Annotated in this window: 22 protein-coding genes, 3 tRNA genes and 1 other RNA gene; 11 read left to right on the plus strand and 15 right to left on the minus strand. The window is 61.0% G+C overall.

Going from position 1 to position 20,517, the window contains the following annotated elements:
* Positions 1–56: 56 nt before the first annotated feature.
* A tRNA-Arg gene (locus QRN04_RS17965) sits at positions 57–132 on the minus strand.
* 215 nt (positions 133–347) lie between these two features.
* Here QRN04_RS17965 and QRN04_RS17970 point away from each other — a divergent pair.
* Positions 348–917: a single-stranded DNA-binding protein gene (locus QRN04_RS17970; protein ID WP_284977390.1), complete on the plus strand. Its 570-nt coding sequence runs from the start codon at positions 348–350 to the stop codon at positions 915–917.
* 148 nt (positions 918–1,065) lie between these two features.
* Complete coding sequence (locus tag QRN04_RS17975) at positions 1,066–1,758, plus strand: DNA alkylation repair protein (RefSeq protein ID WP_284977391.1); 693 nt, start codon at positions 1,066–1,068, stop codon at positions 1,756–1,758.
* A gap of 30 nt (positions 1,759–1,788) precedes the next feature.
* Here the strand turns inward: QRN04_RS17975 and mptB are convergent, their stop codons facing one another.
* Positions 1,789–3,342 (minus strand): polyprenol phosphomannose-dependent alpha 1,6 mannosyltransferase MptB, encoded by a 1,554-nt coding sequence (mptB, locus tag QRN04_RS17980; RefSeq protein WP_284977392.1) that lies wholly within the window; start codon positions 3,340–3,342, stop codon positions 1,789–1,791.
* A 145-nt stretch (positions 3,343–3,487) separates the two neighbouring features.
* Between mptB and orn the strand changes: the two genes are divergently transcribed.
* From orn to QRN04_RS18000, 4 genes are all read left to right on the plus strand, one after another.
* Complete coding sequence (gene orn, locus QRN04_RS17985) at positions 3,488–4,123, plus strand: oligoribonuclease (protein ID WP_284977393.1); 636 nt, start codon at positions 3,488–3,490, stop codon at positions 4,121–4,123.
* A 131-nt stretch (positions 4,124–4,254) separates the two neighbouring features.
* Positions 4,255–4,330: transfer RNA gene (locus tag QRN04_RS17990), tRNA-His, on the plus strand.
* Between the two features lie 124 nt (positions 4,331–4,454).
* Positions 4,455–5,027 (plus strand): peptide deformylase, encoded by a 573-nt coding sequence (gene def / locus QRN04_RS17995; RefSeq protein WP_284977394.1) that lies wholly within the window; start codon positions 4,455–4,457, stop codon positions 5,025–5,027.
* Positions 5,028–5,031: 4 nt separating this feature from the next.
* Positions 5,032–5,877, plus strand: a complete 846-nt coding sequence (locus QRN04_RS18000; protein WP_284977395.1) for an acyltransferase domain-containing protein — start codon at positions 5,032–5,034, stop codon at positions 5,875–5,877.
* Here the strand turns inward: QRN04_RS18000 and QRN04_RS18005 are convergent.
* The 4 genes from QRN04_RS18005 to rnpB all read right to left on the minus strand — a co-directional run bounded on the left by QRN04_RS18005 (position 5,862) and on the right by rnpB (position 9,217).
* A complete protein-coding gene (locus QRN04_RS18005; protein ID WP_284977396.1) occupies positions 5,862–6,662 on the minus strand; it encodes an HNH endonuclease family protein in 801 nt (266 codons plus the stop codon). The genes QRN04_RS18000 and QRN04_RS18005 overlap by 16 nt on opposite strands.
* 97 nt (positions 6,663–6,759) lie before the next feature.
* The gene (locus QRN04_RS18010) at positions 6,760–6,969 is read right to left on the minus strand and encodes a hypothetical protein (RefSeq protein ID WP_284977411.1); all 210 of its coding nucleotides are present in this window, start codon (positions 6,967–6,969) and stop codon (positions 6,760–6,762) included.
* 73 nt (positions 6,970–7,042) lie between these two features.
* The gene (locus QRN04_RS18015; protein WP_284977397.1) at positions 7,043–8,530 is read right to left on the minus strand and encodes a glyceraldehyde-3-phosphate dehydrogenase; all 1,488 of its coding nucleotides are present in this window, start codon (positions 8,528–8,530) and stop codon (positions 7,043–7,045) included.
* 297 nt (positions 8,531–8,827) lie between these two features.
* Positions 8,828–9,217, minus strand: an RNA gene (gene rnpB / locus QRN04_RS18020) — RNase P RNA component class A.
* A 79-nt stretch (positions 9,218–9,296) separates the two neighbouring features.
* Here rnpB and QRN04_RS18025 point away from each other — a divergent pair.
* Entirely contained in the window at positions 9,297–10,061 is a 765-nt protein-coding gene (locus tag QRN04_RS18025; RefSeq protein WP_284977398.1) for a YaaA family protein, read from the plus strand.
* A 16-nt stretch (positions 10,062–10,077) separates the two neighbouring features.
* On the opposite strand, the gene QRN04_RS18030 is transcribed toward QRN04_RS18025, so the two are convergent.
* Both QRN04_RS18030 and QRN04_RS18035 read right to left on the minus strand, forming a co-directional pair.
* Positions 10,078–10,815, minus strand: a complete 738-nt coding sequence (locus tag QRN04_RS18030; protein WP_284977399.1) for a zinc ribbon domain-containing protein — start codon at positions 10,813–10,815, stop codon at positions 10,078–10,080.
* An 88-nt stretch (positions 10,816–10,903) separates the two neighbouring features.
* A complete protein-coding gene (locus tag QRN04_RS18035) occupies positions 10,904–11,809 on the minus strand; it encodes a Nif3-like dinuclear metal center hexameric protein (RefSeq protein WP_284977400.1) in 906 nt (301 codons plus the stop codon).
* 134 nt (positions 11,810–11,943) lie between these two features.
* Here QRN04_RS18035 and msrA point away from each other — a divergent pair, with 134 nt between their 5' ends.
* The 3 genes from msrA to epsC all read left to right on the plus strand — a co-directional run bounded on the left by msrA (position 11,944) and on the right by epsC (position 14,096).
* The gene (gene msrA, locus QRN04_RS18040; RefSeq protein WP_284977401.1) at positions 11,944–12,468 is read left to right on the plus strand and encodes a peptide-methionine (S)-S-oxide reductase MsrA; all 525 of its coding nucleotides are present in this window, start codon (positions 11,944–11,946) and stop codon (positions 12,466–12,468) included.
* A 66-nt stretch (positions 12,469–12,534) separates the two neighbouring features.
* The gene (gene cysK / locus QRN04_RS18045; RefSeq protein WP_284977402.1) at positions 12,535–13,470 is read left to right on the plus strand and encodes a cysteine synthase A; all 936 of its coding nucleotides are present in this window, start codon (positions 12,535–12,537) and stop codon (positions 13,468–13,470) included.
* Positions 13,471–13,511: 41 nt separating this feature from the next.
* Complete coding sequence (epsC, locus tag QRN04_RS18050) at positions 13,512–14,096, plus strand: serine O-acetyltransferase EpsC (RefSeq protein WP_284977403.1); 585 nt, start codon at positions 13,512–13,514, stop codon at positions 14,094–14,096.
* Between the two features lie 81 nt (positions 14,097–14,177).
* On the opposite strand, the gene gnd is transcribed toward epsC, so the two are convergent.
* A complete protein-coding gene (gene gnd / locus QRN04_RS18055; protein WP_284977404.1) occupies positions 14,178–15,614 on the minus strand; it encodes an NADP-dependent phosphogluconate dehydrogenase in 1,437 nt (478 codons plus the stop codon).
* A 182-nt stretch (positions 15,615–15,796) separates the two neighbouring features.
* Between gnd and QRN04_RS18060 the strand changes: the two genes are divergently transcribed.
* Positions 15,797–16,570 carry a FadR/GntR family transcriptional regulator gene (locus QRN04_RS18060; protein WP_284977405.1) on the plus strand — a complete coding sequence of 258 codons (774 nt, stop codon included), beginning with the start codon at positions 15,797–15,799 and terminating at the stop codon, positions 16,568–16,570.
* Here QRN04_RS18060 and QRN04_RS18065 read toward each other — a convergent pair.
* The 6 genes from QRN04_RS18065 to QRN04_RS18090 all read right to left on the minus strand — a co-directional run bounded on the left by QRN04_RS18065 (position 16,530) and on the right by QRN04_RS18090 (position 20,064).
* Positions 16,530–17,324, minus strand: coding sequence for an IclR family transcriptional regulator (locus tag QRN04_RS18065; RefSeq protein ID WP_284977406.1), 795 nt, complete (start codon positions 17,322–17,324; stop codon positions 16,530–16,532). The two genes, QRN04_RS18060 and QRN04_RS18065, sit on opposite strands and share 41 nt — an antisense overlap.
* 240 nt (positions 17,325–17,564) lie before the next feature.
* Complete coding sequence (locus QRN04_RS18070; RefSeq protein ID WP_284977407.1) at positions 17,565–17,855, minus strand: hypothetical protein; 291 nt, start codon at positions 17,853–17,855, stop codon at positions 17,565–17,567.
* Positions 17,856–18,027: 172 nt separating this feature from the next.
* Positions 18,028–18,103: transfer RNA gene (locus tag QRN04_RS18075), tRNA-Val, on the minus strand.
* Positions 18,104–18,182: 79 nt separating this feature from the next.
* A complete protein-coding gene (locus QRN04_RS18080) occupies positions 18,183–19,154 on the minus strand; it encodes an NAD-dependent protein deacetylase (protein ID WP_284977408.1) in 972 nt (323 codons plus the stop codon).
* A 2-nt stretch (positions 19,155–19,156) separates the two neighbouring features.
* Complete coding sequence (locus tag QRN04_RS18085) at positions 19,157–19,648, minus strand: peroxiredoxin (RefSeq protein ID WP_284977409.1); 492 nt, start codon at positions 19,646–19,648, stop codon at positions 19,157–19,159.
* Positions 19,645–20,064, minus strand: a complete 420-nt coding sequence (locus QRN04_RS18090; protein ID WP_284977410.1) for a DUF3052 domain-containing protein — start codon at positions 20,062–20,064, stop codon at positions 19,645–19,647. Before QRN04_RS18090 ends, QRN04_RS18085 begins: the two co-directional genes overlap by 4 nt.
* Positions 20,065–20,517 lie beyond the last annotated feature (453 nt).

Here is a 20,517-nt window from a genome sequence, read left to right on the forward strand (position 1 = left end):
CCGGGGTGTAACCGATGACTCGACTCATCCGTGAAGGATGTCTCGACTCATCACATTGGTGCCCCAGGAGGGAATCGAACCCCCGACCGGCGGATTAGAAGGCCGCTGCTCTATCCCCTGAGCTACTGAGGCATCGGCCACCAGACAGGATGGCCCTGCTGACGCCACAAAGAGTTTACAGTGCGTTTGGCCGTCCAGCCGCCACGGAGTGATAACTGTCCTGTCCTCCACAGCGCTTCTTATGCGCGGTTTATTCACATAGAGGGAAATGCATCTGCATGGGCGGTTCCCGATGAACAAAGCTGAAGTGGCCGGACAGGCATTCCCTACATCGAGAAGGACCAACTATGAACGACACCATCACCGTCCGGGGCTTCGTGGCCTCGGAGGTAAAAACTTCCACCACGGTGCGGGGCACGTCCACCGCGTCATTCCGTCTGGGCACCACCGAGCGCCGCTACGATCGCGCCAGCAACCAGTGGGTGGATGGCAACACCAACTGGTACACGGTCCAGTCCTTCCGTTACTTGGCCGGCCACGTGGGCTGCAGCGTGAAAAAGGGCCAGCGCGTGATCGTGGTGGGGAGGCTCCGCCTGCGGCAGTGGGAGCATGAGGGTCGCATCTATCACGTAGCCGAGATCGACGCCGAGTCCGTCGGGCATGACCTCATGTGGGGTTCGGCAAACTTCACACGAATGAACGGCACCTCCGCACCAGCTGATACGAGGGCCGTAGATGGGAACAATGCGAACGCTGGACAGCCCACCAGCACTAACCACCAGGACCCGGAATCCGACGACGACATGCAGGCGCCTCCGGAGGACGAGTCCGAGGTGGTGGGCGTGGACATTCTCGACGGAGTCGGGAGTGTCCTCGTAGATACGTCAACGGGCGAGTTGGTTGGCGCGCCTGCTTGATCACCGAGGCAATAGCGGCACCCGCCGGTCCCGCGCCGGCGGTCCGCGGTTTACTCCTTTGCTGGTTGCCTGTAAGGGTGCGCAATCTGCCAAGGTGCTCAATCTGCAAGGGGCTCGGCGGGTCGTGCCCCGGACTTAGGGTTAGGGGATGACAACCACGGATTTGGTGACAACGATCCGCTCGGCGCTGCGGTCTGCTGCGGATGGCGACAGGGCCCGGGGAGCTCAGGCGTATATGAAATCGACTATGCCCTCCTGGGGCGTTCGTGTTCCCGAGGTTCGAAGAATCGTCAAAGCCTCTCTTGAACAATTCCCGTTGTCCACACCCGATCAGGTGCGAGATTCGGCTCTCGAGCTCTGGCGGAAGGCCGGAGCACGTGAAGAGCGCTATGCCGCTATCGATCTCACTGGGCTGAAATTGGTTGCCCAAGACCTCGAGATGATGCCGGTGTACGAGGAAATGATCCGGACGGGGGCATGGTGGGACTTGGTAGATGGAGTCTCGCATCGGATTTGTACCCTGCTCATCTCCCATCGCAGCATGGTGACACCCCTGTTACTACGGTGGTCCACGGATGACGACATGTGGATTCGCAGGGCGTCCATCACGGCGCAATTGGGGGCCAAAGGGGCAACAGATCCGAGTCTTTTAGCCGCTGTCATCAAACCCAATCTCGCGGACAAAGAGTTCTTCATCCGGAAAGCCATCGGTTGGGCGCTGCGTGAATACAGCAAGACGGATCCTGAATGGGTCAGGGCATTCGCGGCAGAAAATGCGCCATCAATAAGTCCCTTATCAAAGCGTGAGGCTCTGCGCCTGGTCGCAACCCATCCGAGCTGAGGACCTGAGGACGCGCAGGCCTCGATGCACTCAAATAATTGGGCGTAGTCCTGGCAAGTCGCGCTTGCGGAACAGGCTCTTTGTTTTCGGATCAACGAAGATCAGGTACACGGCAAAGAGCAGCGCAATGATCGCGGCAGCATTGCGCGCCAACGTCAGTGCAAGCCCCAGGTCCTCACTCTGCAGGTACGGGAACACATCCAACTGGTCGGAAATGCCATAAATCATGAAGAAGGCGACCACAAAGTAGACGGCCTTAACCTGCCAGTCGTTGCGAATTCCCGTCACCGCGAACAGAGGCAGGAGCCAGACGACGTACCAAGACTGGATCATGGGCGAGAGCACGACGATTGCGGCGAAAGCCAGGGTAAGGCGTCGGATGAGCCGATCGTAGTCGCCACGGAATACCAGCCAGCCCACCGCCCCCACCATGAGTACCTTGCCGGCGTCGTAAACCCACTGCGCGACGCCCCAACCGTCCACACCAAAGACATTCAGGATGGAGGCGACGATCAAACCGATCAACCCGGTTGGCGCATACCAAATCGCCACACTTCCGGGCGCTGAGAGGCCTTTGATCCAACCGAACCCGTAACCGTTGAACAGGCTCATCGCGTACAGGACTCCGAGGCTCAAAGCTGCGGTGAGGAACCAGAAGAGAACCCGCCGTGGCCACGAGGCGCCCTTGCCTGCCCACAAGAGGCCGATAAAGGGCAGGAAAACCACGGTGATGGGTTTGACCGAGATGGAGAGCGTCACCAACAGGATGCCGCGAATAACGCGCCGCGTGGCGCAGTAATAGAGCCCTGCCAGGGCCAACCCGATCATGAGCGAATCGTTGTGGATGCTGGCTATGAAGTTCGTTAGGAAGAGTGGGTTTGCTGCGGTCAGCCACAAGGCACGGTGCGGATTGACGCCGTGAAGCTCTGCCAACTTGGGGATGTAAACAACGCAGAGTGCCACGCCCACGAGGGCCACCAACCGGAAGAGCATGATGCTTGCCTCGGGCTGTACGTTGGTCACCCACACCACGAACTGTTCTATCCAGAGGAACAACTGACCGTAAGGCACCGGTGCCTCAGTCCACATCTTGTCCGCGCCGAGCTGGAAGTAATTGGGCAGCGCCGAAATGCCGTTCTCGTAAGGATTGATCTTCTCGACCATCAAGCGGCCTTGGCCGATGTATGCGTAAACATCCCTACTGAACAAAGGGACCGTGAACGCCATAGGCAAGCCCCAGGCCACGATCGCTCGCAACGTTGCCTTGCGGGCCTCCAGTCCCCATACCCGTACACGCTGCCCTAAACGGAGCCAGGCGCGAATCAACAGCATGCCGCCTACAGCTACGAGCACGATGGATATGGACACGCCCACGCCTTCGGTGCGCATCCAAATGAAGAGCGGAAGCCGACGCAGTTCGGACACGGGGGCGAGCCAGCCCACTCCGAGCGAACCAATCACCAGGAACATGGAGCCCACGAAACCAGCCATGAGTGGCGACCGGGCGTTGTCCACCTCGCCCAAGGCGGCGTCCGCGGACAGCGCTGGCTTCCCGGCCTTCTGGGCGGGTACAGGCACCGTCATGTGGTGGTCATCCAATCGTTGGCCCGAGCACTTCGGGGCAATACGTGCATCTCCAAGGGCTTCGCGCAGCAGGAAAAAGACACTGCCATGCTCGAAAAGCCTACCATCGGAGCACTTGCAAGGACCTGAACGATAGGCTGTGCGAGTGCCTATTACTAATGAACGCATCGTTTGGATCGATTGCGAAATGACCGGACTGGATATCAAGAACGACGCCTTGATCGAGGTTGCAGCGCTTGTTACCGACTCCGAGCTCAACATCCTCGGCGACGGCGTCGACGTCGTCATCAAGCCCGATGATGCCGCACTCGAACAGATGAACGACTTCGTGCGCGACATGCATACCCGTTCCAAGCTCCTGGACGAACTCCCCCACGGCAAGACCATGGCCGAGGCCGAGGCCGAGGTCTTGGAGTACATCGAGAAGTGGGTTCCGGACCCCCGCAAGGCACCCTTGGGCGGCAACTCGGTAGGAACTGACCGGGTGTTCTTGGCACGGGACATGCCCAACATCATCGAACACCTGCACTATCGCGTCATTGACGTCAGCACCATCAAGGAACTCTCCCGGCGCTGGTTCCCCCGGGCTTACTTCCAGTCCCCGGCCAAGCACGGGGGCCACCGCGCGTTGGGCGACATCAAGGATTCCATCGATGAGCTCCGCTATTACCGCGAAGCAGTCTTCGTGCCCGCCCCAGGACCCGATACAGCCACGGCACAGCGGATTTCCAAGGACATCACGGCCACGGCCGAAACGTTGGCACACGGGAAGACAGTGTGATCTGCAGCAAATTTTGAGGTTTTTTTGCCATAACGGGCAAAAGTGGACTTTGCACCCCAAAACAGCAGGTAAGCTATTTGTCGTTGCCCTGAAGGAAAGCCGGTGAAACGGTTCCGCCCAAATGGCACATGGTGGGCTTAGCTCAGTTGGCAGAGCGCCTGGTTGTGGTCCAGGAGGTCGCGGGTTCAACCCCCGTAGCTCACCCCACCGAGATTGGCTCCAGAGCCGGTTTCCACAAAGGCCGCACCGGTTACCCGGTGCGGCCTTTTGTTTTAACCCGAGGCGGCGGGCCCGTTTCCGGATCACCGCGATCAACGAAGGAAGAACAAACATGACCGTCCTGCCAGTAACAATCTGGGGCGAACCTGTTTTGCACCGCCGCGCCAGCGAAGTGGAGCTTTTCGACGACGAACTGCGGTCACTCATTGCGGACATGATTGAGACGAACGACGCCGCCAACGGTGTTGGCCTGGCTGCGCCCCAAGTGGGCGTGGGCAAGCGCATCTTCATTTTCAAATACGCCAACGACGACGACGCGCCGGATCAAGGCGTCTTGGTGAACCCGACCTTGACCCTGTCAAAGGTTTCCGGTGCCTTACCGGATCCGGACGAAGACGTCGAAGGGTGCTTGTCCTTCCCTGGGGAGTATTACCCGCTCCAACGTGCCGAGTGGGCCCGTGTCGAAGGCTTCGACGGTGACGGGAAACCTGTGGACTTTGAAGCGACCGGGTGGTTCGCGCGGATCCTGCAGCACGAGTTTGATCATTTGGACGGCAAGCTCTACGTCAACAAACTGGTTGATCGATACGCAAGGAAAGCCATGAAGCAGGCAAAGAAGAACGGATGGGGTGTCCCTGGCCTGACCTGGATGCCTGGCGTCGACCCCGATCCGTTCGGTCACTGAGACGGTGGTAGACGCCCCGTTCCGGGAGTTGTTCCAGACCCTGGACATCCGCGACGAGGACGCCGCTGGATGCGCAGAACTCCTGTCATCGCCGCCCGGCGAGCATGTCAAAGAAGCGCTGGCCGCCTTGAACGGACGGCTTGGAACATTTCCGTCAGAAGCTATCCCCACCGGATCCTTCGGTGTGCATGAGTGCTGTGAGACCGACTGGATTGAGGCCCTCCTGCGATTCGCGCCGACAGTGGCCGAGTACCATCGGCGGCTGGGAATCAGCCCGGCAGTCTCGTCCGCGACCCTGGCCGACGTCGGGCTGCAGTTACGCATCAACCGACGCGTCCATGCGAAGTTTGGGCTGGACACTTGGAACTGGCTGACGCTGCACATGGCGGGGAACTTGTTCCGGTTGGGGCGGCTCCAGTTCCACCTGATTCGGGCTGCAGGAGCGAACGACGGCGCGGCAGAACCGCCGTCGTGGGTTCTTGGAGTGCACATCCCAGAAGGCGGCAGCCTCTCCCCCGCATTGGTTGACGCCAGCTTCGCCGAGGCACGATCCTTCTTTGGCCAGCATTTCCCGGACAAAGGTGTGGCCCTGGCCACGTGTGACTCGTGGATGCTCGACCCCTACCTCACGGATCGGCTACCAGCGAGCAACATCGCCTCCTTTGCCCGTCGCTTCACGGTGGAACGATGCACGGATGCCCCCACGGACGCTGTGTACTTCACTTTCCGGCAGCGAGGCCTGGAAAACCTGCACGCCCTCCCCCGCGACACGTCCTTGCAGCGCACGGTTCTGGAAAGGATCGACGACGGCGGGACGTGGCAACTGGGGCACGGTTACCTCCGGCTGTAAATAGTTTGCTGATCGGGGCATGAGCCTAGGACGCGCTTCATCGCGTCCTTTTCTGCTGGGGTAACCCACAGACTGTATGCCGTTTTGACTGAAATCTGCCGGGCGACATAGTGGCACCTGAAGTTCTTGTTGGCAGGCAACCACGTCGCCGCGTCGCCGGCCCCTTTCTTCACGTTGGCCGGACCGTCGGCGGCGAGAAGGTTCAGGGGGTCGTTGGCCAACGTTTGGCGCTGATGTGGTGTGAGTTGCTGGGCGCCGGTTTGCCACGCGTTGGACAATGCCACCACGTGGTCGATTTGCACGGAGGCGCTGGTGTCCTGGCCCCTGCGGAATGAGACACGCAGACCGGTGTAGGGCTCCATGAAGTCGCCTGCGGAAACCTTGCAGGAAGACCCTTCGGCAAAAACCACCGCCGACAAGTCCCGCCGCAGGATGTCGTTGCGCGTGTCGCAACCGTTCCGATCGACATCCAGCCAGGCTTGACCGAACTGCGTGCGGTCGTACCCGGTTTGAGGCGCCTTTCCCTTAACCCTGAGGCGTTCCAGCGCGTCAAGGGCTTTAGCCGGGGCTACAGCGGACGCATCCGGGAGGGGCTTCATCCACGCAGGATTGAAGACCGGGGCATCCACTGGCCCCGACACCGCTGGCTCGGACACAGCAAACTGGCCGGAAAGGAAGAACCAAGTGAGCGCCGCCACGATGGTGGCGGCGCCCAGCAAGATGATGGCCCATGCTTGCCGCGACCTGCGCCGCGCCCGCTGATAGGCAGAATATGTGAGACTCAAAGGACCTTCATCCGATAGAGGTAGAGGGTGTCCTTCGAGCGTAAAGCACTGAGCAGCCAAGCATGCGGCTATCCCCAGTGTGGAGGACCAGTCGGGGCTATTGCTCCCGGGTAACCCGCTGCAGGTCCTCCGTAGCCAAGGCAAGGAGCCCCCGCAATTGCTCGACGCGCTGATCCGTGACGTCGCCCGTGGCGTTGGCTGCTATTGCCTGATCAAGGAGCTTCTGAGCTTGTTTCTGGTTAGCGCGCGCGAGGTCCAGCGCATGTTCCAGGGTGGTTTCATGTTCCATAGTTGACTCCCTTTCCATGATGCTCATTCTGGACAGAATTCCCGACCGTTTCCAGTGAACAGGCCGGGAACTCCACTACAATTTCAGGCAATCAGGCGCCAGCGCCCTCAAGGACTGCGATAGGCGCCACGACGTCCCGCGCGGGGAAGGACGGCGGGTTGACGCCGGCCATTTCTTCCATGACGCGGACTACTTGGCAGGAGTAGCCGAACTCGTTGTCGTACCAGACGTAGAGTATGAGGTTTTTGTCGTTGGAGATGGTTGCGAGCCCGTCCACGATGCCTGCCCGGCGGGAGCCGACGAAGTCCGTGGACACGACGTCCGGGGAGTCGATGTAGTCGATCTGCTTGCGGAGTTCGGAGTGGAGGGACATCTCGCGGAGGTAATCGTTGACCTCATCACGGGTGGTGCCGTTCTCGAGGTTGAGGTTCAGGATGGCCATGGACACATCCGGGGTGGGAACGCGGATGGCGTTACCGGTGAGTTTGCCCTGCAATTGGGGCAGTGCTTTGGCTACGGCCTTGGCGGCCCCGGTCTCGGTGATGACCATGTTCAACGCCGCCGAACGGCCCCGGCGGTCGCCCTTGTGGAAGTTATCGATCAGGTTCTGGTCGTTCGTGAACGAGTGGACCGTTTCGACGTGGCCGTGAACGATGCCGAACTTATCGTTGATGGCCTTCAGCACCGGGGTGATCGCGTTGGTGGTGCACGAGGCGGCGGTGACGATCGTGTCGTCGTCGTTGATGTCGCGGTGGTTGATGCCGTGGACGATGTTCTTCAGCTCGCCCTTGCCCGGAGCGGTGAGCAGGACACGGGCCACGCCCTTGCTCTGCAGGTGCTGGGAAAGGCCCTCGGCGTCACGCCAGCGGCCGGTGTTGTCCACCACCAGGGCATCTTTGATCCCGTAGGCGGTGTAATCCACGGTGGCGGGGTTGTCCGAGTAGATGACCTGGATCTGCACACCGTTGGCGGTGATGGTGTTGGCGTCCTCATCCACCCGGATGGTGCCCTCGAAGGAACCATGCACGGAGTCCCGGCGCAGCAGGCTCGCACGCTTGACCAGATCATTCTCGGCGCCTTTACGGACCACGATCGCCCGGAGCCGCAGACCGTGCCCACCGCCGGCCTTCTCGATCAGGATACGGGCCAACAACCGCCCGATACGCCCGAAACCATACAGCACGACGTCGGTGCTGGTACGGTCATCAGCGCCGCGCTTCCCAACAATCTCCGCAAGCTCACCACGAAGATACTCATCGAGTGAGGCGCCGTTGCCTTCTACCCGGTACTTCTCCGTCAAACGTGCAATGTCAATGGCCGCCGCGCCGAGGTCCAGCTCAGCCAAGGCATTCAGCAACGGTGCGGTTTCCTCAAGGAGGAGCTCGGTGTTGCTCATCCGGCGGGCAAAGCGGTGCGCCTTCAGGATGTTCATGGTGGATTTATTGATCAGGCTGCGGCCGTGGATGCTGGTCACCACGTTGTTTTCCCTGTACAACCGGCCGATCACTGGAATCATCGCCTCGGCGAGAGCCTCCCGGCCCATCCACTTATCAAGACAAGAATCTGACGTCTGGCTCACAGAACTACCTTCCTTGGGTCAACTACATACGTCCTCGTATGCAGATGGCGGCCGCCCGGAGTAATCCTGCGGCACTGGCACTGGCAGGGCTTCGGTCCGCCCACAGCACCTTGAACGAGAACAAAGAAAAATCCGCCGGCTGCGAACGCAGTCCCGGCGGCAGAACTTCCACGTTCAGGAACCATTCTACGGGGAGGACGCTGCCAGCTATCTGCCAGCAAGCGTGAAATCACTCACACGGGCCCGATGCGGGCGGGAAGAGGGGCCATTGCGCGGGCCATAACGCGGTGTCATAAGTGGATGGGTTGACCGATACGCCGGGTTCTGTCATCCCGATCCGTTGCCGGAACGGGAGTGGCGGCCATCCATCTACGAACGCCGTTGCCGACGCCCTCCAGCAGCCTACCCGGACACTCGGGCGGGCAGCCCTCAAACGTGTCCTGTCTGGCCTTGCTCCGGGTGGGGTTTACCTAGCCTCCCCGGTCACCCAGGGAGCTGGTGGTCTCTTACACCACCGTTTCACCCTTACCTGCCGTTCACGGTGCGGGCACCGATGAGGCAGGCGGTCTGTTCTCTGTGGCACTGGCCTGCGGGTTACCCCGAGTGGGCGTTACCCACCACCCTGCCCTGTGGAGCCCGGACGTTCCTCGAGCCACTTCCGTGGCGCGCGGCCGCCTGGTCAACCCATCCGCGCTCCAGTCTACCGGCGTCTTGCCCGGCCGAATTCTCAGCGAGGGCCACCGGTAAATCCGGCTAGTATCGTCTGGTGCTGATTCTGCTGCCGCCATCTGAAGGCAAGACCCCCGCGGTGAAGGGCTCCGCCGTCGACTGGGAGTCCCTCAACTTCCCGGAACTGAATCCTTGCCGCGCAAAAGTGCTGGAATCCCTCGGGACGGTCAGCGCGCACCAGGATGCCCTGGCGTTGCTGGGTGTGGGCGCTTCGCTGCGGGACGACGTCGAACGTAATACCCGCCTGCATGCCGAGCCGGCAGCTCCTGCGCATCAGGTGTATTCGGGGGTGCTGTACGACGCCCTCGGTTTCAAGAGCATGACCCCGACGCAGCGCCGCAAAGCGGTCGACTCAGTCCTGGTGATTTCGGCCCTTTGGGGCGCGATCGGCTTTGGTGACCACGTGCCCGCCTACCGGCTTTCCATGGGAACCGCACTGCCCGACGTCGGCCGCCTCGCCTCGTTCTGGAAGCCGCACCTCAACGCCGCCCTCGCCAGGCGCGCGGAAGGCGAATTGGTGGTGGATTGCCGTTCCAGCACGTATGCCGCTGCCTGGGCTCCGCCGCCAGCGCAGACGGTCAACGTCAACGTGTTCACTGAGGCACGTGGCAAGCGAACGGTGGTCAGCCACTTCGCCAAGCACACCCGCGGCGAGCTTGCCCGCCACCTCTTGACCAGGCGCGGCAAGGCACCGGCCACGCCGGATCAGTTGGCCAAGGCAGCGCGGGAAATTTGGACCGCGGAACTTGAGATCGGAACGGCGCGTAAACCACACGCGCTGAACATCATTCTCTCCAGCTAATTCCCGGCAGGATGGTTCAGTTCCATTCCGTCGAACGTACAAGGATGCATCCGGAATCCGGGCAAAAAACGATCTCATCCTCCGCGGCTGCCCTGACCTCGGCCAGATCACCGGGGCTCAGCATCATGCCCGACCCCTCGGACTTGCCGTGGAAGAGGCGCGCCGCACCTACTCCCCGCTTGGCGATTGTCTTCTCGTAAACAGCGACCATTGCCTGGTCAAGGGATTCGGAGAAAGCGGCTCGTTGCCCGCGCACCACCGCTTCTTCGGCCGCGATCTCGGCGATCGCCTCATCGAGCTCAGCCCGAATGCTGCCAAACGAACCCTGGATGTCATCGACGATCGCCTGCTGCGCAGCTTGGCGCTCCCGCAATGCGTCCAACCGCTCGAGTATCTCCAGCTCCACATCCTCGAGATCCGAGCGCCGCTTGTTCAGTGACGCGATGTCACTCTGCAGCGCGACGAGGTCTTTGGAGAGTCCGGTGCCGCTGTTCAACCGCGCTTCGTCGCGTTCAATGCGCGTGGCTACCTGCTCGACGTCGGCCTCGGCGCGGCGGAGTTCGGCCTCGGCGTCGTGCACTGCAACCTTTGCCGCTCCCAGCTCGCCGTTTGCGACCCTGAGCGCATCCGTGAGATCCGTGATCCGCGGATCCGTCTCCAGCACCTTCCGCTTGCCGGCCAGCGATTTCAGCTTGGCATCCAGTCCCTGCAGTTCAAGCAATTTCAATTGTTCCGCCGGTGCTGCCTTCGCCACGCTTACCTCCGTTTGTCCCCACCGGTCCTGCCAACCAAGCCCGGCCGGACGCCCGGCGCTGCCGGGGTTGTCCGTATCCTTCTAGACTCTAGTCCCCGGCGGGAGTGAGTATGAAGTCCCAAGGATCGCTGTTGGTGGTACTGACACGGATTTCGACGTCGTACCCCTGGTCCGCGAGTACGTTACCGAGTGCCTCCGCAGCGGGGGGAAGCCACAACCACTCACTCGCGAAGTGCGACACGTCGATCAGGTAGGGCCGTCCATTGGGCGTGCCCTCACGGGCTTCGGAAGCCGGGTGGTGCCGCATGTCTGCCGTGACGTACACGTCGGCGTGGTTCGCCCGGACGGCACCGAACAGGCTGTCGCCTGCACCACCGCAGACCGCGACCCGCTTGACCAACCCGTCCTTGTCACCGGCCACCCGCACCCCGCCTGCAACCGCGGGAAGCATTTCAAAAACGCGGGCCGCAAAATCACCCAGTGTCATGATGTCCGAGAGGTCACCGACCCGGCCGATGCCTTCTTCGGGTAATCCGTTGGCGGCGACTGTAAGGGGCGAGACGTTTTCCAACCCTAGGGCGTCAGCCAAGACGTCCGAGACGCCACCGACTGCCGAATCTCCGTTGGTGTGGACGGTCAGCAGCGCGGCCCCGGCCTCAATAAGCCGATGGACGGCCACTCCCTTCGCGGACGTCGCAGCCACTGAATTGACGCCTTTGAGGAGTAAAGGGTGATGCGTAATGAGCAGTTGGGCCCCCCACTCGATGGCCTCATCGATGACGGCCAGCGTGGGATCGACGGCAAACATGATCTTCTCCACCGGAACGGCAGGATGACCGACCACCAGGCCTACCTCGTCCCAGTCCTCGGCCAAGGACTCCGGCCAGAGCTCCTCCACAGCCAGTAACACTTGTCCGAGCGTTGGGTCCCCGATGGCTTCCCCGGCATCGTCACCGGAATCCGCATCAGTTATGGGGGTATTTACGGCTTCCATAGTCCTATTGTTACCTACTCACCCGTACTCAGCCGGATCGGCAGGCTTTACTTTCCGCGGTATCTGCCGGGCACCGTTATTGTCCCGTAAGGTGTTGCGGGAATCATCAGCCCCTCCCATCCATTGAAGAGAACATGAAAACTTTCGTACTTGGCGGCGGCTGCTTCTGGTGCCTCGATGCTGTTTACCAGAAGACCCGCGGCGTCAGCTCAGTAGTCTCCGGCTATACCGGCGGCCACGTCCGCAATCCCGACTACTACGAGGTGTGTTCCGGAACGACCGGCCATGCCGAAGTCGTTGCCGTAACTTTCGACGAGTCCGTGGTTCCGGAAGAAATCATCCTGGACATGTTCTTCGCGCTGCACGACCCCACCACGCTGAACCGCCAGGGCTACGACGTTGGAACCCAATACCGGTCATCCATGTTCTATTCCACGACGGAGGAAAAGATCCTGTTCGAGGAAGCGATAGAGCGGGCCCAGGCGTTATGGTCGGATCCGATCGTCACGGAAGTCGCGCGCCTGCCGGAATTCTTCGAAGCCGAGGAAGTGCACCAGAACTATTACGGAAAGTATCCGTACCAGGGCTACTGCCAAGTGATCATCAACCCGAAGTTGGCCAAGGCCCGGAAATATTACTCCGCGTGGCTTACGGCTTAGCAGGGTTTCGTTCGGGCTGGCTAGGCTGACCTCAGCATTCCCTCTTGAGAGATAGGCATAATTTTCATGGCACGGATCTACGACGACGTCACTCAACTGGTCGGCCGCACTCCGCTGGTCCGTTTGAACCGGCTTACTGAGGGGCTCGATGCCACCGTGGCAGTCAAGCTCGAGTTCTACAACCCGGCCAACAGCGTCAAGGACCGCATCGGCGTTGCCATCATTGACGCCGCGGAGAGGTCCGGTGCTTTGAAGCCCGGCGGAACCATTGTGGAGGGCACCTCCGGCAACACCGGCATCGCGTTGGCCTTGGTGGGCGCTGCCCGCGGCTACAAGGTCATCCTGACCATGCCCGAGACCATGTCCACCGAACGCCGGGTGATGCTCCGGGCTTACGGTGCGGAAATCGTCCTGACCCCCGGCTCCGAAGGAATGCGCGGCGCTGTGGAAAAGGCGCAGGAGATCGTGGCCACCACGGAGAACTCCATTTGGGCGCAGCAGTTCGCCAATGAAGCCAACCCGCAGGTCCACCGCGATACCACCGCTGAGGAAATCTGGGCCGATACCGACGGGGAAGTAGACATCTTCGTCTCAGGCGTTGGCACGGGCGGTACCATCACCGGCGTCGGCCAAGTCCTCAAGGAGCGCAAGCCCGGCGTCCAGATCGTTGCCGTTGAGCCCAAGGACTCCGCTATCCTCAACGGTGGCGCCCCGGGCCCGCACAAGATCCAGGGCCTCGGTGCCAACTTTGTGCCCGAAATCCTGGACACCAACGTGTACGACGAAGTTCTGGACGCCACGCTCGAAGATTCGGTCCGTGTGGCCCGTGAACTCGGCGCGCGTGAAGGCATCCTCGGCGGCATCTCCTCCGGCGCCATTGTGTGGGGCGCCCTGGAACTCGCCAAGCGACCTGAGAACGCGGGCAAGCTGATTGTCGCCGTCGTCTGCGACTTCGGAGAGCGCTACATCTCGACCGTGCTGTTTGACGATATCCGCGGCTAACACTTCGCCCGCACATCTTCATTTCCTGTAGAAAGGTCTTTGTGAGCTTCTTCGCAAGGCTTAAGGAAGACCTCGACGCCGCCCGGTCTCACGACCCGGCGGCGCGAGGCTCTTTCGAGAACTTTTTTGCCTACTCCGGGCTTCACGCCATCTGGGCTCACCGCCTGACCCACCGGCTGTGGCAGAACCCTGCCCTGCGCTTCCCGGCCCGGCTGATCTCTCAGTTGGCGCGGTTCATGACCGGCATCGAGATCCATCCCGGTGCAACCATTGGACGGCGCTTCTTCATTGACCATGGCATGGGAGTGGTGATCGGCGAGACCGCCGAAATTGGTGAGGACGTCATGATTTATCACGGCGTAACACTGGGCGGACGTTCATTGGCCAAGGTCAAACGCCACCCGACCATCGGGGATCGCGTGACCATTGGCGCCGGCGCCAAGGTCCTCGGACCCATCACCATCGGCGCTGACAGCGCCGTCGGTGCCAACGCCGTCGTCGTCAAAGACGCACCGCCGGAGTCAATCATCACCGGTATTCCCGCCACCTGGCGCCATCGCGATGCGCGTTCGGAAACCAAACCAGCGGTTGATCCAGCGGAGTACTACATCGAATATCGGATTTAGCTGCGCTTGTATTTCTTTGTTCCCTTAAACGCACAAAGCGCCCCGGTTCACTGAACCGGGGCGCTTTCTGCGTCAGGCTGGCTAGTGGGTGTCCACAGCCGAGACCTCAGACTTGTCTTCGCCCCACAGGGTGTGGAACGTGCCCTCGGTGTCCACGCGGCCGTAGGTGTGTGCACCGAAGAGGTCGCGCTGGCCCTGGATCAGGGCAGCGGCAACGCGCTTGCGGCGCAGGCCGTCGTAGTAAGCCAACGATGAGGAAAATACCGGAACCGGAATACCGAGCTGGACCGCCGTAGCAACAACCCGACGCCAGGCCGGAAGGGCCTCTGCAATGGCCTTGGTGAAGGCCGGGGCGAAGAGCAGGTTGGCGGGCTTCTCCTCGGCTGCGTAGGCGTTGGTAATGTCCTTGAGCAGCTCTGCACGGATGATGCAGCCTGCACGCCAGAGCGATGCGATCTGGTCCAGCTTGAGGTCCCAGCCGTACTCCTTGGCAGCGGAGGTCAGCATGTCCAGGCCCTGTGCGTAGGAGACGAGCTTGGAGGCATAGAGAGCCTGGCGTACATCCTCCACGAACGTCTCGGGGATTTCCACGGAAGCTTCTTCTCCGGCCAGCAATTCCTGGCCGAGCCTGCGCTGCTCGGCCTGCGAGGACAGCGCACGGGCAAATACGGACTCGGCGATGCCGGACACCGGCGAGCCGAGCTCCAAGGCCGAGATAACGGTCCAGCGTCCAGTGCCCTTCTGGCCAGCGGCGTCGACGACGACATCAACGAACGGCTTACCGGTCTTGGCATCAACGTGGCCCAGGACCTCAGCGGAGATTTCGATCAAGAACGAGGACAGATCACCCTTGTTCCACTCGGTGAAGATCTTTGACTGTTCGGCAGGCTCAATGCCTGCACCCGAACGGAGGAGGTCGAAGGCTTCACCGATGACCTGCATGTCGGCATATTCGATGCCGTTGTGCACCATCTTGACGAAGTGGCCCGCACCGTCCGTGCCGATCCACGCGCAGCAGGGTTCGCCGTCGACCTTGGCCGAAATCTTTTCCAGCAGCGGGCCGAGAGCGTCGTACGACTCCTTGGAACCACCGGGCATGATCGACGGGCCATTCAGCGCACCTTCTTCGCCGCCGGAGACGCCAACGCCCACGAAGTGCAGGTCCTTCTTGGCCAAGGCTGCTTCACGGCGGCGAGTGTCCTCGTAGTGCGAGTTGCCGGCGTCGATGATGATGTCCCCGGCTTCGAGCAAAGGTTCAAGCTGCTCGATGACGTTGTCAACAGGGGCGCCCGCCTTGACCATGATGAGGACGCGGCGGGGCTTTTCGAGCGAGTCGACCAGTTCCTGCAGCGTTTCCGTGCGGATGAAGTCTCCGTCTGTCCCGTGCTTTTCCAGCAGTGCGTCGGTCTTTTCCACGGAGCGGTTGTGAAGAGCCACGGTGAAGCCGTTGCGGGCGAGGTTGCGGGCAAGATTGGCACCCATTACCGCAAGGCCGGTGACACCGATGTGTGCTGACATCAAAACTCCAATTCGTTCGTGTGCATACAGTCCTGCGGGCACGCAGGAAGCGAATTCGTAACCAGGGGCTGTAATAAACCATACGTAATTACATTCGGGTGAGGAAGCGGCGCCCACGTTCTGGAAGGCTCCGCGTCATAAACAGTCTATGACGCTGCCCTGCCGCCACTATGCTTGCCTCTATGTCCACCAGCCTCCACCACCGCGCCATTGAGCATTTGGGAACCCGGATTGTCGATGGCACCCTTCCGACCGGCCACGTCATGTTGGCAGAACACCTCGAAGAAGAACTGAATGTTTCCCGTTCGGTAGTCCGGGAAGCAGTACGGGTGCTTCAGTCCTTGGGATTGGTGGAGACGATCAAGCGGGTAGGCATCCGGGTTTTGCCGGCGCATCGCTGGAACCCTTTCGATCCAATGGTCATCCGGTGGCGCTTGGCCGGCGATGGCCGTGGAGCCCAGCTGCGCTCGCTCGCGGAGCTGCGTTCCGCCGTCGAACCCACAGCCGCCGAGTTGGCCGCCAGCAACGCCCCAGCCAGCCTCCGACAGGAACTGGTAGCCATATCGGAAGCCATGAAAGAAGCAGGAGACGCCGGTGACGTTCCCCGGTTCCTGGACCTCGACATCCGTTTCCACGCTCTTGTGCTCTCAGGCTCAGGCAACGAGATGTTCGCGAACCTGATAGGTCAGGTCACCGAAACGCTGACCGGGCGGACGGTCCACGGACTCATGCCCGAACATCCCCAGAAACAGGCGCTGCAGTGGCACATGGACGTTGCCCACGCAATCGACGCCGGTGATGGTGCGCTGGCGCGGGACGCCGCGGACAAGATTATGCGCCAAACCATCGCCGAGTTGGAGCCGAGCTGGAGCGATCAGCCGCGGGTCTTTGTGCCCGTAGTTGTGAAAGGGAGCATTACCCCATCGGGCTTCCCAAGGAACGCGCCAATTCCTTGAGTTCCTTGACCATCTGCGCGCCCTGCTCTTGGGAATAGGTAGCCTTCAGTGCCGTTACGGACAACCCGAGGCTTGGTCCATGGGCGCCGCGGGTCGGGACTGGAACAGCCAAGCAAACTACCCCCAACGTGGATTCTTCGTCTTCGAAAGCGAAACCTTGCTTTCGGATCACGGCTACTTGCGCCTTCAGCTCCTCGGCCGTGCGAAGGGAGTTTGTGGTCATGACGGGAAGCTCCATGCCGTCGGGGAACATGGCATCGATGTCGTGGTCGCGCAACTGGGCCAGCAGGGCCTTCCCCACACCGCACAGCGAGACTGGCATCTTGTCACCGATGTTCGATGTCAGCCGGACAGCCGGATGGCCCTCGTAACGGGCAAGGTAGATCACATGATCCCCGTCGAGCATTGCAATCCGCACTGTTTCGCTTGAGAGTGTGGGCGCTTGTTCACAGTATTTATAGAACTCCTGCACCTCATCGAGGCGGCTCAGGTACGCAGCTCCCAGTTCGACGAGCTTTCGACCCAACGTGAAATCCGCGCCCTGCCTCGTGATCAAGCGCGCTTCCTCGAGCGCGAGAAGCAGGTTGGATGTCGACGATTTCGGGATGCCGAGCTCGCGCGACAAATCGCTCAAGGTGAGCTGCCCCGTGTGCGAGTTCGCAAGCGCCTCCAAAACGGCAGCTGCCCTGGTTACCGCAGGCGCTGGCGACGACGACCCCAGCCCAGGAGAACGGACGGCATGGGAATCTGGCATGGGCATCCTCAATCCTCGCAAGTCCTCGGAAAGCGTCTGTTCATCCTGCTGAACATTTACCCATCGTAGTGGGATCGAGGGATTCCGAACGGCATCCCCGGCGTCTCCCAAGAGGTCCAGCAGCGTTCACGGCACACGGCTTTCCAAACCCAAAGGTTCGCTGTATATTCATCTTCGAGCTCTCCACCGCGGCATCCCCCAATAGTCGCGGTGGAGAGCTCATCCATTTCATGGCCGTCATCAGGCTGCTGCGACCTGCTCGCCCCTGATCCGCCACCCGCCGCCTTCGCCGTCCCGCATCAGTTCCCAGGTAGCGATACTGGACCGGCTGCCGTTACCCAACCGGACCTGCACCTGCAGCACCTCGACATCCACGCGGCCTTGGCCACGCGGCATCCGCCTCCGGTCCTCCCACCACGGAACCCGTTCAAACCAGCGGACCGGTTCAACAACAATGCGCCACTCGCGATCGCCCCTTACCACCACCGCAGCGGTACCGGGCTCACCCCCGCGGATAAAAACATGCTCCATGAACCAAGACGCTAAGGGTGGGCACTGACATTCCAGCCAAAGGCCAGGCCGTCGGCCCAAGAGCGAATCGACAGAACGAATCGACAGGCCGAATCCGGGGACCAGGGCGAAAAATCCCAGCCACAAAAAATCCCCGCCACATCGGCCTGAGGCCTGATGTGACGGGGATTCGTGGTGGGTCCTACCGGGATCGAACCGATGACATCCACGGTGTAAACGTGGCGCTCTACCAGCTGAGCTAAAGACCCTAATCCGGTGATCTCAGCGCTACCACAATGCGTTGCAGTTACTTCAGCGCGTCGACCAACGAACAATGACTCTACATGATCAATCGGAAGAAATACCAATCGGCGGATATGGCTCGGCAAGACCAGGAAGCTCACGGGCAAGGTAGTCCAGCGCCCCGCTGACCCCGGCCTCCAACTTCAGCGTCGCAAACACATCACCGCGGGTAGCGCCACGGTTGATGATTACTACGGGCTTCCCTGCCTTCGCGGCGTGACGGACAAACCTCAACCCGCTCTGCACAGTCAGGGATGAGCCAGCCACCAAGAGGGCCTGCGCCTCATCCACCATCGCGTACGCCCGCACCACGCGATCCTTGGGAACGTTCTCGCCGAAGTAGACAAAGTCAGGTTTGAGAGTGCCGCCGCAGATGGGACAAACAGCCATCACGAAGGAGGTGATGAGTTCGGGGTCCTCAACAGTGGCATCGGCGTCAGGAGCCATCTCCACCGCATTGGAGGCCAAGGCCGCTTCCAGGAATCCGGGATTGATTTCCTCAAGGACGGCGGCGATGAGACCCCTGGTGAATGTGTGGCCGTTTTCAAGGCATGCCACCTGGTCGAACCGCCCATGCAAGTCAACAACATTGACGCTTCCCGCGTCCTCGTGGAGCCGGTCCACGTTTTGCGTAATAAGACCCGTCAATAGCCCCCGGCGTTCCATTGCCGCGACGGCGAAGTGTCCGGCGTTGGGATCTGCGTGCCGTAAATGGGACCACCCGATGTGGTTACGCGCCCAATACCTGCGCCTGTTTGCGACGTCTCCCACAAATTCCTGATACGTCATGGGATTCCGTGGAGCGGATCCAGGACCTCGGTAATCGGGGATGCCGGAATCCGTGCTGAGGCCCGCACCGGTGAGAACTGCAAGCCGCCGGTGAGCCAAAACACCAACTGCAGCTTGCAATCCTTCAAGTTCCCGGGGATCGAGCACCTCAGGGGCCGCTGGCGGCAGGCTGGCGAACCCGGTCATACCTACCCCAGGCGTGCCCTGGCCCGCTCCCGTTGTGCCCATGCTTACCGTTGGGCCAAGGAGGCCAGTGCCCGCCGATAATCGCCCAGATCACGCGCTTTTCCGCGCGGATTGACCACCACGTGTCGGATAACTCCGGCGGCATCGATGATGAACGTTCCGCGCAATGCCATCCCACTAGCGGCATCAAACACGCCGTACCGCTGCGCCACTGCCCCGTGGGGCCAAAAATCGGCCAGAAGGTCAAAGCCGTAATTTTCCTGCTCCGCGTAGGCCCTCAGCGTAAATTTGCTGTCCACGGAAACGGCAAGCACGGTTGCGTTGGCGTCCTCAAAATCAGCAAGGTTGTCCCGAAGCTCACACAGCTCCCCGGTGCAAATACCTGAGAAAGCAAAGGGATAGAAAACAACCACCACATTGCGGCCACAGTAGTCGGACAACCGAACGGGCTCGCCGTATTGGTTCGTCAGTTCAAAATCAGATGCCGCGTCGCCCACTTGAGGCGCAGCCAGGGCGGTCTGCTGAAGGTCCGTCACTTGTTCTTCTTGGCCACCAGACGCGTGGCGCTCCAGTCTTTCGACACCCCTGCCGAGGTGGTCAGGTGAAGTCCGGAGGTGGGGGCAGCATCCTGGATGTCAGCGGGTGAAACGTAGTTATCCCGGCCGGACTTGGGGGTGAGGACCCAGACGACTCCGCCTTCCTTGAGCGTGGTGAGTGAATCAACCAACGCATCAACGAGGTCTCCATCGCCGTCCCGCCACCAGAAGATGACGGCGTCAACGACGTCGTGATCATCTTCATCCAATAGTTCAGAGCCAGTGACATCTTCGATGTCGTCACGCAAGTCGAAATCGACGTCGTCGTCGTAGCCGCGTTCCTGAATCAGATCCCCGTCTTTGAAACCCATTCTTTCCGCCACATTTACCGATGTGGCGGCGTCGGCCTCGCTCACGTTTCCTCCTTTTGAAGTGACTTCCATTACCAACAGCCAACACCCTTTGGGCGTGTGCTTCAAGCCATTGTCCCTGCCGTAGGCCATATTCCGCACTTCGGGGTGCGATTCCACGCCGCGACGTCGAGGTGCTTTCCGTCACGGTGTCCTGCAGATATGTGACATACAACGCTCCCGGACCCCGGCGGCTACGCATCCGGCGAAGTGAAAGCTAGAGTGGCCATGAGCGCTATGGCTCCGGGGCGACCGCCCCAAGAAATTCTACTGGTAGCCATACGCTCAGAAGACCTGTCCGGCGCATCCGACCGGGCTGTTGAAACTGTAACGTCGCACACGACGCATTCACGATGGGCAGTTACCCTGCCGGACCTGAGGCGCCGATGCATGCGCCAAAAGGAAGGTTGGACGTGGCTGTAGGAGAAGAGACCTCAGACATCCTCAGCGGGTTGACTG

The organism is Arthrobacter sp. efr-133-TYG-104 (assembly GCF_030208915.1).
GTDB lineage: Bacteria > Actinomycetota > Actinomycetes > Actinomycetales > Micrococcaceae > Arthrobacter.

What these genes read in the sequence shown, in the direction of transcription:
- gnd (WP_284977404.1), bottom strand. Translation starts at nt 15,614, where the DNA reads ATGTCAGCACACATCGGTGTCACCGGCCTTGCGGTAATGGGTGCCAAT.
- QRN04_RS18035 (WP_284977400.1), bottom strand. Translation starts at nt 11,809, where the DNA reads ATGGAAGCCGTAAATACCCCCATAACTGATGCGGATTCCGGTGACGAT.
- mptB (WP_284977392.1), bottom strand. Translation starts at nt 3,342, where the DNA reads ATGACGGTGCCTGTACCCGCCCAGAAGGCCGGGAAGCCAGCGCTGTCC.
- QRN04_RS18060 (WP_284977405.1), top strand. Translation starts at nt 15,797, where the DNA reads ATGTCCACCAGCCTCCACCACCGCGCCATTGAGCATTTGGGAACCCGG.
- def (WP_284977394.1), top strand. Translation starts at nt 4,455, where the DNA reads ATGACCGTCCTGCCAGTAACAATCTGGGGCGAACCTGTTTTGCACCGC.
- msrA (WP_284977401.1), top strand. Translation starts at nt 11,944, where the DNA reads ATGAAAACTTTCGTACTTGGCGGCGGCTGCTTCTGGTGCCTCGATGCT.
- QRN04_RS17970 (WP_284977390.1), top strand. Translation starts at nt 348, where the DNA reads ATGAACGACACCATCACCGTCCGGGGCTTCGTGGCCTCGGAGGTAAAA.
- QRN04_RS18070 (WP_284977407.1), bottom strand. Translation starts at nt 17,855, where the DNA reads ATGGAGCATGTTTTTATCCGCGGGGGTGAGCCCGGTACCGCTGCGGTG.
- cysK (WP_284977402.1), top strand. Translation starts at nt 12,535, where the DNA reads ATGGCACGGATCTACGACGACGTCACTCAACTGGTCGGCCGCACTCCG.
- QRN04_RS18080 (WP_284977408.1), bottom strand. Translation starts at nt 19,154, where the DNA reads ATGGGCACAACGGGAGCGGGCCAGGGCACGCCTGGGGTAGGTATGACC.
- QRN04_RS18010 (WP_284977411.1), bottom strand. Translation starts at nt 6,969, where the DNA reads ATGGAAAGGGAGTCAACTATGGAACATGAAACCACCCTGGAACATGCG.
- QRN04_RS18065 (WP_284977406.1), bottom strand. Translation starts at nt 17,324, where the DNA reads ATGCCAGATTCCCATGCCGTCCGTTCTCCTGGGCTGGGGTCGTCGTCG.
- QRN04_RS17975 (WP_284977391.1), top strand. Translation starts at nt 1,066, where the DNA reads ATGACAACCACGGATTTGGTGACAACGATCCGCTCGGCGCTGCGGTCT.